Origin of the sequence: Amycolatopsis suaedae (genome assembly GCF_004214935.1) — a bacterium.
Taxonomy (GTDB): Bacteria; Actinomycetota; Actinomycetes; order Mycobacteriales; family Pseudonocardiaceae; genus Amycolatopsis; species Amycolatopsis suaedae.
Map to the genome: position 1 here is coordinate 111,313 of NZ_SFCC01000015.1, position 15,659 is coordinate 126,971.

Annotated in this window: 15 protein-coding genes; 7 read left to right on the top strand and 8 right to left on the bottom strand. The window is 70.6% G+C overall.

Annotation, left to right across the window (positions count from 1 at the left end):
- Nucleotides 1-5: 5 nt before the first annotated feature.
- The 5 genes from pqqB to pqqA form a co-directional block, all read right to left on the bottom strand.
- Nucleotides 6-893: a pyrroloquinoline quinone biosynthesis protein PqqB gene (gene pqqB / locus EWH70_RS27195; RefSeq protein WP_130478366.1), complete on the bottom strand. Its 888-nt coding sequence runs from the start codon at nt 891-893 to the stop codon at nt 6-8.
- Nucleotides 890-1,981, bottom strand: coding sequence for a pyrroloquinoline quinone biosynthesis protein PqqE (pqqE, locus tag EWH70_RS27200; RefSeq protein ID WP_130478367.1), 1,092 nt, complete (start codon nt 1,979-1,981; stop codon nt 890-892). The genes pqqB and pqqE overlap by 4 nt, the downstream gene beginning before the upstream one ends.
- Entirely contained in the window at nt 1,972-2,226 is a 255-nt protein-coding gene (gene pqqD / locus EWH70_RS27205; protein WP_130478368.1) for a pyrroloquinoline quinone biosynthesis peptide chaperone PqqD, read from the bottom strand. The genes pqqE and pqqD overlap by 10 nt, the downstream gene beginning before the upstream one ends.
- A gap of 2 nt (nt 2,227-2,228) precedes the next feature.
- On the bottom strand, nt 2,229-2,924 hold the full coding sequence (gene pqqC / locus EWH70_RS27210; protein WP_130478369.1) for a pyrroloquinoline-quinone synthase PqqC: 696 nt from the start codon (nt 2,922-2,924) through the stop codon (nt 2,229-2,231).
- 78 nt (nt 2,925-3,002) lie between these two features.
- Nucleotides 3,003-3,101: a pyrroloquinoline quinone precursor peptide PqqA gene (gene pqqA, locus EWH70_RS27215; protein ID WP_130478370.1), complete on the bottom strand. Its 99-nt coding sequence runs from the start codon at nt 3,099-3,101 to the stop codon at nt 3,003-3,005.
- A gap of 334 nt (nt 3,102-3,435) precedes the next feature.
- On the opposite strand from pqqA, the gene EWH70_RS27220 reads away from it, so the two are divergent.
- On the top strand, nt 3,436-4,425 hold the full coding sequence (locus EWH70_RS27220) for a PQQ-dependent sugar dehydrogenase (protein WP_130478371.1): 990 nt from the start codon (nt 3,436-3,438) through the stop codon (nt 4,423-4,425).
- Nucleotides 4,426-4,860: 435 nt separating this feature from the next.
- Here the strand turns inward: EWH70_RS27220 and EWH70_RS27225 are convergent, their stop codons facing one another.
- On the bottom strand, nt 4,861-6,234 hold the full coding sequence (locus tag EWH70_RS27225; protein ID WP_130478372.1) for a WS/DGAT/MGAT family O-acyltransferase: 1,374 nt from the start codon (nt 6,232-6,234) through the stop codon (nt 4,861-4,863).
- A 199-nt stretch (nt 6,235-6,433) separates the two neighbouring features.
- Here EWH70_RS27225 and EWH70_RS27230 point away from each other — a divergent pair, with 199 nt between their 5' ends.
- The 6 genes from EWH70_RS27230 to EWH70_RS27255 all read left to right on the top strand — a co-directional run bounded on the left by EWH70_RS27230 (nt 6,434) and on the right by EWH70_RS27255 (nt 14,222).
- Nucleotides 6,434-8,044, top strand: coding sequence for a glycosyl hydrolase family 28-related protein (locus EWH70_RS27230; protein WP_165436440.1), 1,611 nt, complete (start codon nt 6,434-6,436; stop codon nt 8,042-8,044).
- 10 nt (nt 8,045-8,054) lie between these two features.
- On the top strand, nt 8,055-9,038 hold the full coding sequence (locus EWH70_RS27235; RefSeq protein ID WP_130478374.1) for a glutathione S-transferase family protein: 984 nt from the start codon (nt 8,055-8,057) through the stop codon (nt 9,036-9,038).
- Between the two features lie 76 nt (nt 9,039-9,114).
- Complete coding sequence (locus tag EWH70_RS27240) at nt 9,115-10,689, top strand: thiamine pyrophosphate-binding protein (protein ID WP_240687263.1); 1,575 nt, start codon at nt 9,115-9,117, stop codon at nt 10,687-10,689.
- Nucleotides 10,686-11,633, top strand: a complete 948-nt coding sequence (locus EWH70_RS27245; RefSeq protein WP_130478375.1) for an ornithine cyclodeaminase family protein — start codon at nt 10,686-10,688, stop codon at nt 11,631-11,633. The genes EWH70_RS27240 and EWH70_RS27245 overlap by 4 nt, the downstream gene beginning before the upstream one ends.
- Nucleotides 11,626-13,044, top strand: a complete 1,419-nt coding sequence (locus EWH70_RS27250; RefSeq protein ID WP_130478376.1) for an aldehyde dehydrogenase family protein — start codon at nt 11,626-11,628, stop codon at nt 13,042-13,044. Before EWH70_RS27245 ends, EWH70_RS27250 begins: the two co-directional genes overlap by 8 nt.
- Nucleotides 13,041-14,222, top strand: coding sequence for a CaiB/BaiF CoA transferase family protein (locus tag EWH70_RS27255; RefSeq protein ID WP_130478377.1), 1,182 nt, complete (start codon nt 13,041-13,043; stop codon nt 14,220-14,222). The genes EWH70_RS27250 and EWH70_RS27255 overlap by 4 nt, the downstream gene beginning before the upstream one ends.
- Here EWH70_RS27255 and EWH70_RS27260 read toward each other — a convergent pair.
- Together EWH70_RS27260 and EWH70_RS27265 are read right to left on the bottom strand one after the other, a co-directional pair.
- Complete coding sequence (locus EWH70_RS27260) at nt 14,180-14,887, bottom strand: class II aldolase/adducin family protein (RefSeq protein WP_130478378.1); 708 nt, start codon at nt 14,885-14,887, stop codon at nt 14,180-14,182. The genes EWH70_RS27255 and EWH70_RS27260 overlap by 43 nt on opposite strands.
- Nucleotides 14,880-15,659, bottom strand: coding sequence for an ABC transporter ATP-binding protein (locus tag EWH70_RS27265; RefSeq protein ID WP_130478379.1), 780 nt, complete (start codon nt 15,657-15,659; stop codon nt 14,880-14,882). Before EWH70_RS27265 ends, EWH70_RS27260 begins: the two co-directional genes overlap by 8 nt.

A 15,659-nucleotide genomic window follows, 5' to 3' on the forward strand; every position in this document is an offset into this window, starting at 1 on the left:
CTCACTCAGAGCTTGAACTCCGTGCCGTCCGGGGGGACTTCCGCCCCGGCGGCGCGGACCTCGGCGTGCTCGGGGCTGGCCGGGTCGACCAGCGGGTTGGTGTTGTTCAGATGGGTGTAGCACCAGCGCGTTCCCGGCCGCCGCGCCAGGTGCTCGCGGATGTGTACCAGGCTGTCGGTCACCGGGATGTGGCCCATCGCCCGCTGCGCACCAGAGCCGACGCCTTCGGCCGTCGCGCCCGACATCTCACCGGACGCGTAGAACGTCCCGTCCAGCAGGACGCAGTCCGCGTCCTCGACGAACGCGTCGAACCCGTCCGGCCAGGTCGCCAGGCACGGCGCGTACACCAGGACGCCGCCGGTCGCCGGGTCCTCGATCCGGTACGCGACCACCCACGGTCCGTCCACTCTGGACTCATCGGCGGCGTACTTCGGACGCTTGTCGCTCACCGGCAGCACCGTGACCCGCAGGCCGCCGAGCACCGTGGCGGTGTCGACCGGAGCCCAGTCCCAGCCGCCGTACCGGCTCACGATGTCACGCAGTCCGAAGCCGTGCCGCAACGCGTGCAGCACCGCGTCGGGTGCCCACACCCGCAGCCCCGATCCTTCGCGCAGCATCATCAGGCCGAGCGTGTGGTCCAGTTCGGCGTCGGTCAGCAGGGCACCCCGCAGCGGCGTGTCCCTCGGTCCGGGGCCGGCGGCCAGGGCGGGCGTGGACAGGATCTGGGAGCGGATGTCCGGTGAGGCGTTGATCAGGTACCAGTCGTGGCCGTCCGCACTCACCGCCAGGCAGTCCTGCGTCCGTGCCGGCGCACCGGAAGTACACAGTGGACACGCGCAGTTCCACTGCGGAAAACCGCCGCCGGCCGCCGTTCCCAGCAGTACCGCCCTCATCGTGCCGCCGCCTTCGGCCCGCGCATCACCAGGTCGGTCTGGGTACGCGGTGCCGCGAGCACCAGGTCGACGACCTCTCGCCGCGGGGAGCGCGAGCACACCGGGTCGGTCGCCGCGGCGTCGCCGGTGAGCAGGAACGCCTGACACCGGCAGCCGCCGAAGTCGATCGAGCGCCGGTCGCAGGTCCGGCACGGCTCCTGCATCCAGTCCTCGCCACGGTAGGCGTTGAACGACTCCGAGTCGTACCAGATCTCCCGGATCGACGACCGCGCGACGTTGGCCAGCTTCAACGTCTCGATCGCGGTGGCCGCCGGGCACGGCAGCACGTCACCGTTGGGCGCGACCGTCAGCTGCCGCGCACCCCAGCCGTACATGCACGGCTTCGGGTAGCGCTCGTGGTAGTCGGCGACCACGTAGATGATCTCCATCTTCCCGCGTAACCGCTCGGTCGCCTCCCGCACGACGGGCTCGGCCGCGGCCAGTTGCTCCGGGGTGGGCATCAGCAGGTCGCGGTTGCGTAGTGCCCAGCCGTAGTACTGCGTGTTGGCCAGTTCCAGCCGGTCGGCACCCATCCGCTCGGCCAGCGCGATGATCCCCGCGACCTGGTCGTGGTTCTGCCGGTGCAGAACGACGTTGACGCTCAGCGGCAGGCCGGCCGCCCGGATCAGCTCTGCGGCGACCAGCTTGTGCTCGAACGCCCGCGCGCCGGCGATGCGGTCGGCACGGGCCGGGTCGGCGCCCTGCACCGACAGCTGCACGTGGGCCAGGCCCCGTTCGACGAGGTCGGCCAGCCGGGCCTCGGTGAGCCCGAGCCCGCTGGTGACCAGGTTGACGTAGCAGCCCAGCTCGGTCGCGTGGGCGACCAGCTCCGGCAGGTCGGGGCGGGCCAGCGGTTCGCCGCCGGACATGTGGACCTGAAGGACACCGATCTCCCGGGCCTCGGACAGCACGCGCAGCCAGGTCGCGGTGTCGAGTTCATCCCTGCGGGCGACCAGTTCTACCGGGTTGGAGCAGTACGGGCAATGCAGTGGGCAGCGGTGGGTCAACTCGGCGAGCAGGCCGAGCGGAGGCTGCGTGGTCACGTCCATTCGACAACCCGCCGTTCGGTCAGCCGCTTCAGTACGTCGCGTACCTCGCCCACCTGGACCCCGGTGTACCGCTTGCGCAGCGACGCCGCGATGTCGTCCACAGTGGACGCGCCGTCACACAGGTCCAGCACCGCGGCGGCCGTCGGGTTGGGCACCAGCACCCCCTCCGGGAACAACAGCACGTGGGTCTTGCGGGTCCGGTCGTAGGTGAGCCGGACTCCCCGGCGCAGCACCGGTCTGGTCATCCTCACTCCTTGCGGCCGGCTCGCTCGATCGCGTCCAGCATCGACCAAAGCACGTCGCACTTGAACGACAACGCGGCGATCGCCGCGTCCTGCTGCGCACGGGTCTCGCTGTACCGCACCACGATGTCCAGTGTGGACTGTCCTTCGCCGGACACGGCGTCGATCCGGTTGGTGAAGTACGCGAGGTCCTCCCGCCGGATCCAGTCGTAGCCCGCCAGCATGTCGGTGACCCGCTGCTTCATCAGGTGACCGGCGAACATCTCGGTCAACCCGGACGCGACGGCCTCCACCCAGGGCCTGGTACGGGCGAACGTCACGTAGGCGTCGACGGCGAACCGCACGCCCGGCACGACGTGCCGCTGGTCGGTGACCTCCTGCCGGTCCAGCCCGACGGCCTCGCACAGCCGCAGCCAGCGCTCGATCCCGCCGTCGGCGCCGTCGGCGCGGCCGTCGTGGTAGACGATCCGGTCGAGCCACAGCCTGCGGACCTCGGGGACCGGGCAGTTGCTGATGATCGCCGCGTCCTTCTGCGGCAGCATGCACTGGTAGTACCAGCGGTTGGCCGCCCACACCCGCAGCTCGTGCTCGCTCAGCTCGCCCGCGTGCATGCGGTGATGGAACGGGTGGGTGCCCCAGTAACGGTGGGACAGGCCGCGCAGAGCGGCGACGAACTCGTCGTCGGTACGGGGAGCGATCATCAGAGACCTCCGATGAGTGGGGGACGGGGAAGGCCACGGTGGCGGGCCGGGATCACCGCCCCGCCACCACGCCGGATGTCAGTCCATCCGGGCCGCGTAGGCTGTGACCTCCATCGGCGTCTCGTACTCCACGAAGTCGGGAGTGGTCCAGACCTCGTACTCGGTGGTTTCGATCATGATGCACTCCTCGGATCTTTGACGACGCTGTCGTCGAACCGATGCCCGGTCAGAGGGCCGGGCAGACTGCACACTATGAGCGCCTGCTTCGGGGAAGCTAGGCACGGCTGGGACTTTGGGTCCATTCCAGGTACGTCGATCCCACCGGATGGAGTAGTAAATAGTCTGTGATGTTACCCGTCGTGGTCGATAGATCCGATCATTACGAAAAGGTCAACACTATCGGTGGTGTCGGGGGAACCGATCAGGGTGTTTTTATCCACCCGTGGATGTGTCCCGTGCATCCATGTCCGCCGCGATCCTGAAGCCATGGGTAGCTCCAAAGGAGGAGTTCATGTCCCTGCGCCGAAGCCTCGCCGCCGTGGCGGCGACCTCGATGGCGGCGGTGGCGACCGCCGGCATCGCGACGGCGGCGGAGCCGTCCGAGATGTCCCCGCTGGCCATCACCCGGGTCGCCAGCGGTCTGAACCAGGCATGGGCGGTCGACTTCCTGCCCGGCGGTACTCCGCTGTTCACGCAGAAGGACGCCCGCAAGATCAGCAAGATCGAGAACGGCAAGGTGGTCGACGTCCAGACCATCTCCGGGGTCAGCGTGACCAAGGAGGCCGGTCTGCTCGGCCTGGCCGTGTCGCCGAACTACGCGACCGACCAGACGGTGTTCATCTACTACACGACCTCGTCGGACAACCGCATCGCCAAGCTCAAGCTGGGGCAGAACCCGACGCCCATCGTCACCGGCATCCCCAGGGGAAGCCAGTTCCACCACGGCGGCCGGCTGCGGTTCGGGCCCGACGGCCATCTCTACGCGGGCACCGGTGACGGGCAGAACGGCGGCAACGCGCAGAACGACAACTCGCTCGGCGGCAAGATCCTGCGGATCGACGCCAACGGCAACGCCGCCCCGGGCAATCCGGGCGGTCGCAAGTGGATCTCCAAGGGGCACCGCAACGTCCAGGGCCTGACCTGGGTGGGCAACCAGCTCTACGCCACCGACATCGGCCCGAGCAACGTCGACGAGCTGAACAAGATCGACGTCGGCAAGAACTACGGCTGGCCGTCCTACATGGGCAACGGCAGCAACCCGGCCTACACCAACCCGATCAAGACCTGGCCGACCTCGCAGGCGACGCCGAGCGGGATCGCCTACTACAAGAACAGCTTCTACATCGCCTCGCTCAAGGGCGGTACCTACAAGACCAACACCAGCGGCTCCGGTGGCAAGATCTACACCGGTCAGGGCCGTACCCGCGACGAGGTCGCCGGCCCGGACGGCAAGCTCTGGGTGGTGACCCCCGGCTCGATCTACACGGCCGACGGCAACTGACGGCAACGCGACGAACGGCCCGTTCACCAGCCCGGTGAACGGGCCGTTCGCGTCCGGCTGGCGAGTATCGCGTTCAGGAACGCGAAAGACGTGTTCAGGAACGCGAGACTCGCGCTCCGGCCCGGCACCGCCGCGCGAGCGGCCCGTTCGGCCGGGCGAAGACGGGTTCGTCCCGCAATCTGGACCGGCGCGCCAGGCGGTGGGACCAGGGAGGCGGGAACGTGCAACTCGCGGGTCCGGAATGGTCGACTCGCGGGTCGGGAACGGAGAACTCGCGCGAACGGGCCGTTCACGCGGGCGACCGGCACCAGGTGAGAACCTGTTCCACGTCGTGAGTTCTGCGCTCACGCACGCGAGTTCCGCGTTCCGGTCCGCGACTTCTGCGCTCGGGACCAATCACGTGCTTGGCGCGCCAGGGCAGCGGCCCGACACGCGTCAGCGGGTGACGCCGGAGGCGACCTCCAGCTCGGTCAGCGCCGTGTCCAGGTGGGTCAGGATCCGCTGCAGGTGCGGAACGCTGCGGCGGCAGCCGGTGATCCCGAAGTCGAGGTTGTCGCCGTTGCTGGTCAGCGTGATGTTGAGGGCCTGCCCGTCGAGCAGCACCGACGCGGGGTAGATGCCGTCGAGTTCGGCCCCATTCCAGTACATGGTCTTGCGCGGGCCGGGAACGTTGGAGATCACCAGGTTGAACGGCGGCTTGGCGTTGGTGACCATGCCGGGGACGGTGGACAGCCCGAGCTGGGCGACGTTAACCCCGGACAGCAGCAGCGCCTGGATCGGCGTCAGGTCCTTGAAGATCCGCTTTCCCTCACGCATCGACTTGTGGATGACCTTGAGCCGGTCGGCCGCGTCGGCGCGGTCGGTGCCGAGGTTGCACAGCAGGGCGCCGATGTTGTTGCCGATGGCCTCACCCGAGTCGTTCCGCTTGCGCATCGACACCGGGACCATCGCGATCATCGGCGCGTCCGGCAGCGCACGCTGTTCGATCAGGTAGTCGCGCAGCGCGCCGGAGCACATGGCCAGCACGACGTCGTTGCGGGACACCCCCGCCGCGTGGGCCACGGTCCGCACCCGGTCCAGCGGCCAGGACTGCGCGGCGAACCGCCTGGCGCCGCCGATGCGGACGTTGAGCATGGTCTTCGGTGCCTGCATCGGCAGGGTCAGCGTCTGCTGACGCACCGCCTCGTTGACCACCTTCGTCACCGCGGACGGGATGCCGCCGAGCTGACGCAGCGTCTCGCGGGCCGTGACCAGCGGCGAACGGGCCGCCGGCGTGTCCCGCTCGCCCTCGCGGGCCGGCGACGCCCACGGCGGCAGGCAGTCCCGGTTGTCCGGGTCCTCGCTGAGCGTGCTCTGCAGCTGCCGCAGCGCGGCGACGCCGTCCAGCAACGCGTGGTGCACCTTGCTGTACATGGCGAACCGGTCGTCGCGCAGACCCTCCACCAGGTGGATCTCCCACAGTGGACGGTGCCGGTCCAGCAGCGTGCTGTGCCAGCGCGAGGTGAGTTCGAGCAGTTCCCTGATCCGGCCCGGCTGCGGCAGCGCCGAATGCCGGAAGTGGTAGTCCATGTCCGGTTCGGCTTCCTCGACCCACCTGGTGTAGCCGAGAATGTTGACCGGCCTGGCCGGCTTGCGCCGGAAGGCACTGCGCATCTCGGTCTTCGCGCGGAGGTCCTCGCGCAGCTTGATCAGGTAGTCGTCACCCGCGCCCTCGGGTTTGCGGAACAGCTGCAGCCCGCCGACGTGCATGGGGTGCTCGCGGGATTCGACGAGGAGGAACATCGAGTCCGTCAGGGGCATGAACGCCATACCGGCCACCTCTCGTCGAGCAACGGCGCGTCGTGCACACGCTACGCCGGGTCGCAGAGTTTACGCGTGGTCCACAACGGTTTTCCCAGGTCTGGACAACGACGGCGACACGACGCAGAATGACGCGGCCCGTGCTGCCGGATACTCGGAGAGTGTTCATATGCGTGAACGCAACTTCACCCGCCGAAATGTGTTCCAAATGGCGGCAGTCGGCGGGCTCGTCTTCGCGGGATCGGCGTGGCCGGCGTCGGCGGCGGGATCGTCCCGCGAGCTGTTCGACCAGTGGCGCGCGACGCCACACAGTCACCCGCTCGTCCCGAACATCAGCCAGGCCGGGTACCGCCTCGGCAGTCCGCTGCCGACACCGCCGGTGGTCGCCACGGTCACCGACTTCGGCGCCCGGCCGGACGGCCGTACCGACTGCTCGGCGGCGTTCGACGCCGCACTGGCCGCGGCCGGGAAGGCCGGCGGCGGAGCGGTGTACGTACCGGCCGGGACGTGGCTGCTCAGCAGGCCGGTGTTCCTCACCCAGTCCGGCGTGGTGTTGCGCGGTGCGGGTCAGCGCCGGACCCGGCTGTACTTCCCGAACCCGCTGGAGACCGGCTACCGGCCCAACATCCGCTCGGACAACGGCCAGTCCCGCTGGTCCTACACCGGCGGCCAGGTCTTCCTGATGCCGCCGGGCCGCAAGCGGCAGTCCGAGGCCGACGACTACGCGGGCTACGAGACCTGGATGATCGGCGCCGAACTGGGCGCCGTCGGGTCCGCGCGCCGGGGTGACCTGGTGCTGCACGTCGACGACTCGTCCCGCTACCCGCTGAACCGCCAGTACGTGCTGGAGGTGACCAACCCGCCGGACGCCGCCCTGCTCAAACACCTCACCGGCGGTATTGCCGGTGCGCAGAGCTACCCGTGGCAGACCAAGGCGGCCAAGCTGGTGCGGGGCGCGAAAGGAATGTGGCCGGGCTTCGAGGTGCTGCGGTACCCGGTGCGGTTCACCGCCGCGCCGACCCCGGCCACGCTGGTACTGGAACAGCCGTTGAAGTGGGACCTGCGGCCGGAGTGGCCCGCGATCCTGCGTGAACCCGGTCCGATGATCAGTGAATCCGGGGTGGAACACCTGACCATCGCCAACCGGCTGATCACGGAGACCACCCACCTCATGCACCCGGGCTCCAACGGTGTCTGCGTGCACAACGGCATCGACTGCTGGGTCCGGGACGTGCGGGTCGAGCACGCCGACGCCGCGTTCGCCAGCACCGGGTCGAAGAACATCACGTTCACCGGTGTGTCGGTCGGCGGCCGCGCGTGGCACCACGCGTTCATCAACCGGATGCAGTCCTTCGACAACCTTTTCGAGGACTTCAAGATCGAGAACTGGACGGTCCCGCCGGTCGCCGGGGCACTGCACCACGGCCTCAACGTCGAGGGGCTGACCGCCGGAATCGTCTTCCGGCGCGGCGACATGGCGAACGGGACGTTCGACTCGCACCGCGGGCTGCCGTTCGACATCGTCCGCACCGACGTCAACCTCTACAACGACGGCGGCGTGGGCGGCGCGGGCGACGCGGGGCCGTACTACGGCAACCGCAACGTGCACTGGAACGCGCGGGTGCTCAACGGCAAGGCGCGGGCGGTCGACACGCGTACGCTCGCGCCGTACAGCGCGACGGTGGGCGTCCGGGGGATCACCGACACCGGCAACCTCAAGCCCGATTACGCGGGCGACCTGCACTCCGTCGGCCTGGAGTTCGGCGTCACGCCGTCGATCCCGGATCTCTACCTCGCCCAGCGGGCGGAGCTGGCCTAGCCTCGGAGGTATGGGTATCGACTCGGAGACCGGCGAGTACGTCAGGGCACCCAACCGGTTCGACGACCGCATCACCGCCGACGGCCGGGACGGCTGGCCGGCCGAGCCGGGCCGTTACCGGCTGGTGGTGAGCAAGGCGTGCCCGTGGGCGAGCCGGGCACTTGTGGTGCGCAGGCTGCTCGGCCTGGAGGACGCGATCTCGGTCGCCGTCGCCGACCCGATCCAGGACGAGCAGAGCTGGCGCTTCACCCTCGATCCCGATGACCGGGACCCGGTGCTCGGCATCCGGTACCTGCACGAGGCCTACCACGCCGCGGACCCGGGCTACGACGGCGGCATCAGCGTTCCGGCCATTGTGGACATTCCGAGCGGGAAGCTGGTCACCAACGACTACCCGCGCATCACCCTCGACATGTCCACCGAGTGGACCGCGTACCACCGCGAGGGCGCGCCCGACCTGTACCCGGAGGCCCGCCGCGACGAGATCGACGAGCTGAACCGCGGCGTGCACGCCGACGTCAACGCGGCGGTGTACGAGGCCGGGTTCGCCACCAGGCAGTCCGCCTACGACGACGCCTACCGGAGGCTGTTCGCCAAGCTCGACGAGCTGTCCGCACGGCTGGAGAAGCAGCGGTACCTGGTCGGCGACACGATCACCGAGGCCGACATCCGGCTGTTCACCACGCTGGTGCGCTTCGACGCGGTGTACCACGGGCACTTCAAGTGCAACCGGAACAAGCTGAGCGAGATGCCGGTGCTGTGGGCGTACACGCGCGATCTGTACCAGACGCCCGGGTTCGGCGACACGGTCGACTTCGACCACATCAAGCGGCACTACTACCAGGTGCACGAGAACATCAACCCGGCGCGGATCGTGCCGCTCGGACCGGACCTGTCGGGCTTCGACGCCCCGCACGGCCGCGAGGCACTGCCCGGCCGCCCGTTCGGCGACGGCACCCCGCCGGGGCGACACGAGCGCGGGGGTTTCCCCTAACCTCGGGGAGGTGTCGATCGAACCGCGGACCGGAGCCGAACACCTCGCCGATGCCCTGACCGAGCTCAACGTCGACATGGCCTTCGGCCTGCCGGGAGTGCACAACCTGCCGGTATGGGAGGCGCTGGCCGCCACGGACGTCCGGCTCGTCGGCGTCCGGCACGAGCAGACGGCCGGGTACGCGGCGGACGGCTACGCGCGGGCGACCGGCAGGCTCGGCGTCGCGGTGGTCACCACCGGGCCGGGCGCGGCCAACACGCTGGCCGCCGTCGGTGAGGCGCAGGCGTCCGGGTCGCCGCTCGTCGTGATCGCCACCGACGTCCCCTCGACACTGCGCCGGCCCGGCGTCGTCCGCGGCGTGCTGCACGAGACCAGCGACCAGGCGGCGATGTTCGCGCCGCTGACCAAGGGGCAGTTCACGGTGGAGACCGCGGGCGATATCGCCCCCGCGCTCTACCGCGCCGCCCGCCTCGCACTGGCGCCGCAGAGTGGCCCGGTCTACGTCGGCATCCCCACCGACCTGCTCCGCCAGCGTGCCGAGCGGGCCGCGTCCGTGTCCGACCCGGTGCCTGCGCCGGGGCCGGTGGACCTGGACGGTGCCCGCCGGATGATCGACGCCGCCGCCCGGCCGCTGGTCTGGGCCGGTGGCGGCGCGCTGCGGTCCGGTGCCGGGCCCGCCATCGGCGAGCTGGCCGAGAAACTGGCCGCTCCGGTGCTCACCACGTTCGCCGCCCGCGGCCTGCTGCCGCTGGACCACCCGTGCCTGGCACCCAATCCGGTCCACGCGCCCGAGGTCGGCAGGCTGTGGGACCAGGCCGACCTGGTGATCGGCATCGGCACCGACTTCGACGGCCTGATGACGCAGAACTGGCTGATGCCGCAGCCGCCCGCGTTGCTGACGGTCAACATCGACCCCGTCGACGCGGCCAAGAACTACCGGCCGGACCTCACGCTGACCGGCGACGCGACCGAGGTCGTCACCGCGCTCGCCGATGGCCTGCCCGCGCGCCCCGGGCTCGGAGACGTCACCGCGGAGCTGCGCGGCATCGCCGCCCGGCTGCGGCAGCGGGTCCGCACGGAGGAACCGCAGGCGGCAGATCTGCTCTCCACCCTGGAGGAAGTTCTGCCCACAGGGACGATGCTGGTCACCGACATGTGCGTCGCCGGGTACTGGGTCGGTGGCTTCCACCGGGTGCCGGCCCCGCGTCAGCTCGCCTACCCGATGGGCTGGGGCACGCTGGGCTTCGGCTTCCCCGCGGCGCTGGGGGCGGCCGCCGGCGCGGGCCGGACCGTCTGCCTGACCGGCGACGGCGGCTTCCTCTACGGCTGCGGCGACCTCGCCACGCTGGCGCAGGAACGCCTGCCGGTCACCGTCGTCGTGGTCGACGACGGTGGCTACGGCATGCTGCGTTTCGACCAGGACCGCGAGGGCCTGCCACGGCGGGGCGTGGACCTGGTGACGCCGGACTTCCTCGGCCTGGCCCGGTCGTTCGGCATCCGCGCCGATCACGTCAAGGGCTTCGGCCGCGCGTTCCGCAGGCAGCTCGGGCAGTTCGTGCGTGAGGAGGAGCCCAACCTGCTGGTGGTCGACGCGACGCTGCGGCCGCCGTTGAACACCTCACCCCGGTGGTACCGCAGGGAACAACCGTGACCCGCCACCTCGACGCGGCCGCGGTACGGGCCGCGCTGGACGTCGGCACCGCGATCGCCTCGCAGCGGCTGGCGTTCCGCGCGCTCGGCGAGGGTACGGCCGTCATGCCGCCGAAAAGCCTGGTCCCCGGCGCCGACGGCGCGCTCGCGCTGGCCTACCCGGCGCGGGTGTCGGCCGAGACCGGCCCGGTGTGCAAGTTCGTCAGCTTCAACCCCGGCAACGCCGGACGGGGCCTGCCCAGCATCCACGGTCTGATCGTCGCCCTGCACGCGGAGACCGGGGTGCCGGTCGCCGTGCTGGACGGCGCGGAGGTGACCACCATCCGCACGTCTGCGGCCAGCGCCGTCGCGGTCGACGTGCTGTCCACACCGGATTCCGGCGACCTCGCCGTCATCGGCTGCGGTGTGCAGGGTGTGGCGCACGTCCGGGCCATCGCAGCGGTCCGGCCGCTGCGCAGGGTGCGGCTGTTCAGCCGGACCGGGCAGTCCAGAAGGGCTGCCGCGCAAACGCTTGCGGCCGAACTGGACGTCGAGGTCAGCGCCGTGGACAGTGCCCGCGACGCCGTCGAGGGCGCCGATCTGGTGGCGCTGTGCACGGTCAGCACCACCCCGGTCGTCGAGTCGGCGTGGCTGGCCGACGGCTGCACGGTGCTCAGCGTCGGCTCGTTCGAACCGCACCGCAGCGAGGTCGGGCTGGACACCCTGCGCCGCGCGACGGTCGTCGTCGACCACCTGCCGACCGCCCGCGCGCACGCCGGCCCGATCGTCGACGGCATCGCCGCCGGGATCCTCACCGAATCCGGCATCGAGCAGCTGGGTGACGTGCTCGTCGGCACAAGCCCGGGCCGGACGGGGCAACGTGACATCGTGTTCTACAACAGCACCGGAGTCGGCGTGCAGGACGCCGCCGCGGTATGGACAGCACTGGAGCCAGAGAATGCCTGAGCGTATCTACATCGACGGTGGCTGGACCGCGTCGGCGTCCCCGGAGACCATCGAGGTCGTCAACCCCGCCACCGAGCAGGTGATCGACACCGTCCCCGCGGGTGCGAAGTCCGATGTGGACATAGCGGTCGCCGCCGCGCGGCGTGCTTTCGACGGCTGGGCGGCGACGCCGGTCGAGAAGCGGTGCGGTTACGTCGCCGCCATCGCGGCCGGCCTGTCCGAGCGGAGCGAGGAGATCGCCCGCACGATCACCGCGGACGTCGGAACCCCGGCCAAGATCGCCGAGCTGGTCCAGGCAGCGTTGCCGGTGACCGTGGCGAGGAGCTTCTCCGACGGCGCCGCCATGGCGGCGGCCCTCGCGGACACCGAGGTCGGCAACTCGCTGGTGGTGCGGGAGCCGGTCGGCGTGGTCGGCGCGATCACGCCGTGGAACTATCCGCTGCACCAGATCGTCGCCAAGGTGGCCCCGGCGCTGGTCGCCGGGTGCACGGTCGTGCTCAAACCGAGCGAGGTGGCGCCGCTGTCGGCGTACCTGTTCGCCGAGATCGTGCACGACGCCGGGCTGCCGGCGGGTGTGTTCAACCTGGTCAGCGGCACCGGCCCGGTGGTGGGGGAGGCGATCGCCGAGCACCCGGACGTGGACATGGTGTCGTTCACCGGGTCCGGCAGGGCCGGGTCGAGGGTGTCCGCCGTCGCCGCTGCGACGGTCAAGCGGGTCGCGCTGGAGCTGGGCGGCAAGTCGCCCAACGTGATCCTGCCCGACGCCGACCTGGCGGCGGCGGTGAAGGCGGGGCTCGGCAACGCCTACCTCAACGGCGGCCAGACCTGCACCGCGCTGACCCGGATGCTGGTGCACCGCGGCAGGCGGGACGAGGCCGTCGAGCTGCTGACGGCAGGCCTCGCGCGGTTCACCGTCGGCGATCCGGCGGAACCGGCCACCCGGATCGGCCCGCTGGTGTCGGCGGCGCAGCGCGACCGCGTTCGCGGGTACATCGAGAAGGGCCTCGCCGAGGGCGCCACGCTGGTGGCTGGCGGCTCACTGCCGCCGGAGGGCTTCGACACCGGTTTCTACGTGCGTCCCACCGTGTTCGCCGACGTCACGCCGGACATGACGATCGCGCGTGAGGAGATCTTCGGTCCCGTGCTGTCGGTGCTGACCTACGACACCGAGGACGAGGCCGTCGCCATCGCCAACGACACCAGCTACGGACTGGCCGCGGCGGTGTGGTCGGCCGACACCGCCCACGCCACGGCCGTCGCGCGCCGGATCCGGGCCGGGCAGGTCGAGGTCAACGGCGGGGTGTTCAACCCGCTGGCGCCGTTCGGCGGGTACAAGCAGTCCGGCAACGGCAGGGAGCTGGGCTCGTTCGGGCTGGAGGAGTTCTGCGAGGTCAAGGCGATCCAGCGGTGACCAGGCCGCTGGACGGCATCCGCGTGCTCGACCTGTCGCGGATCCTGGCCGGGCCGTACTGCACGCAGTACCTCGGCGAGCTGGGCGCCGACGTGATCAAGGTGGAACCGCCGGGGCACGGCGACGACACCCGCACGTGGGGGCCGCCGTTCGTCGGCGAGACCGGCGAGGCGGTGTACTTCCTCGCCGCCAACCGGAACAAGCGCGGCATCGTGCTGGACCTGAAGTCCGACCGTGGCCGCGACGCGGTGCGCAGGCTCGCCGAGCGGGCCGACGTCCTGGTCGAGAACTTCCGCCCCGGCACGCTGGAGCGCTGGGGGCTGGACTACGCGACGCTGTCCGAGCTGAATCCGCGGCTGATCCACCTGTCGATCACCGGGTTCGGGCAGACTGGGCCGTACCGGGACCGGCCCGGGTACGACCTGATCGCGCAGGGCATGGGCGGTGTCATGGACCTGACCGGCGAGCCCGACGGCGCGCCCGCCAAGGTCGGGCTGCCGGTCGCCGACCTGAACGCCGGGACGTGGGGCATCATCGCGGTTCTGGCGGCCCTGCAGGCACGGCACACCACCGGTCGCGGGCAGTACCTCGACGTGTCCCTCATGGACGCCCAGGTGGCATGGCACGTCTACGCGGCGGGCGCGCACTTCTACGACACGCCACGGCCGCGGCGGATGGGGTCCGCGCACCCGAGCATCGTTCCGTACCAGGCGTTCGAGGCGTCCGACGGCTGGCTGAACATCGCGGTCGGCAGCGAGAAGCTGTGGCGTGGGTTCTGTGCCGTGCTGGGACTGGACATCGCCGAGGACCCGCGGTTCGTGTCCAACGCCCAGCGCGCACGGCACCGCGAGGAACTGATCCCGCTGCTGGCCGACGTGCTGCGCACGCGGACGGTCGCGGAGTGGATGGCGATCTTCGACGAGGCGAGCATCCCCGCCGGGCCGATCAACACGATCGACGAGGTGTACTCCGACGGCTGGGCCCAGGAACGGGATCAGGTGGTGCGCATGCCGCATCCCAGCGTCGGAACTTACGTCGGCACCGGCTTCCCGGTGAAGGCGGACGCCCTCGCGCACCCGACGTCACCGCCGCCGCTGCTGGGGCAGCACACGGCGGAGGTGCTGGCCGAACTCGGCTACACCGACGAGGAGATCGCCGAATTCGCGAGGTCGAGGTAGTAGGCCCAGCGGCCGTCGACCCCCGCCAGCTGACCACGCAGCACGGCGATCTCCGCGTCGGTGATCACCCGCGGCGTCCGGCCGGTCTGCTCGGCCCGCAGGGCGACCTCGGCGAGCTGCTCCAGCATCGCCGCGCCGACGACGGCCTCCCGCACGTCGCCCGCGACGCTCACGATGCCGTGCCCCTGCAGGTGACAGAACCGCTGATCACCAAGGTGCTCGGCCAGCTCCCTGCCCCGGGCGGGATTGTCGACCAGCAGCGGGCACGGCCACGTCGGCGGATCGGCCGGGACGAACGTCGCCGGCACGTGCAGCGTCGGCAGGATCGGGACGCCGAGCACCCCGGCGGTGGTGGCCGCGGGCTGGTGGGTGTGCACGATCGCCGTGACGTCCGGCCGGGCGCGGTAGATCTCGGTGTGGATGAACACCTCAGCGGGCGGCCGGTGCTCGCCGTCGGCGAGGTTGCCGTCCAGGTCGACCACCACCAGGTCGTCCGGTCGCAGCGACGCCATGCCCCGGATCTTCGGCGAGTGCTTCGGCTTGACGATCACGCGGTCGGTCCCGGGGATTCGCGCGCTGGTGTGGCCGAGGTAGTCGACCAGCCCGAGCCGGTCCAGGATGCGCCCCGCCTGCCAGACCAGCTCCCTCAGCCGCGCCTCACGCATCCCGCATTTCCCGCTCCATCGACTCCCTGACCTCCTCCTCGATCAGGCTCCACACCCGCTCGACGTACCCGGCGAACTCCGCCGACCGCTTGGTCGCCAGCGTGCGCGGCCTGGGCAGCGCCACCTCGATGTCCGCCTTGACCCTGCCCGGCCGCGCGGTCAGCACCACGATCCGGTCCGACAGGTACACCGCCTCGTCGACCTGGTGGGTCACGAACAGCACCGTCTTGCGGCTGTCCTGCCAGATCCGGACCAGCTCCGCCTGCATCAGCTCCCTGGTCTGCCCGTCCAGCGCGGCGAACGGCTCGTCCATCAGCAGCACGTCCGGGTCGACGGCCAGTGCCCTGGCGATGTTGGCCCGCTGCCGCATGCCGCCGGACAGCTCGTGCGGGTAGGCCGAGCCGAACTTCCCGATGCCGGTCAGCTGCAACAGCTCCCGTGCCCGCGCCAGGCTGTCCCGTTTGGACTGTCCCTGGAACTCCAGCCCCAGCACCACGTTGCGTTCGATCGTGCGCCACGGCAGCAGCCGGTCCTCCTGGAACACCATGGCCCTGTCGTTGCCGGGACCGGTGACCGGACTGCCGCCCAGCAGCACCGAACCCTCCGACGCCGGGATCAGCCCGTCGACCAGGCGCAGCAGCGTGCTCTTCCCGCACCCGGACGCGCCGACGAAGCTGACGAACTGGCCGTCGGCGACGTCGAGGCTCACCTCCCGCAGTGCCTCGGTGCGCTGGAACGTCTTGCTCAGCCGGTCGATGCGTAGCTCGGGCAC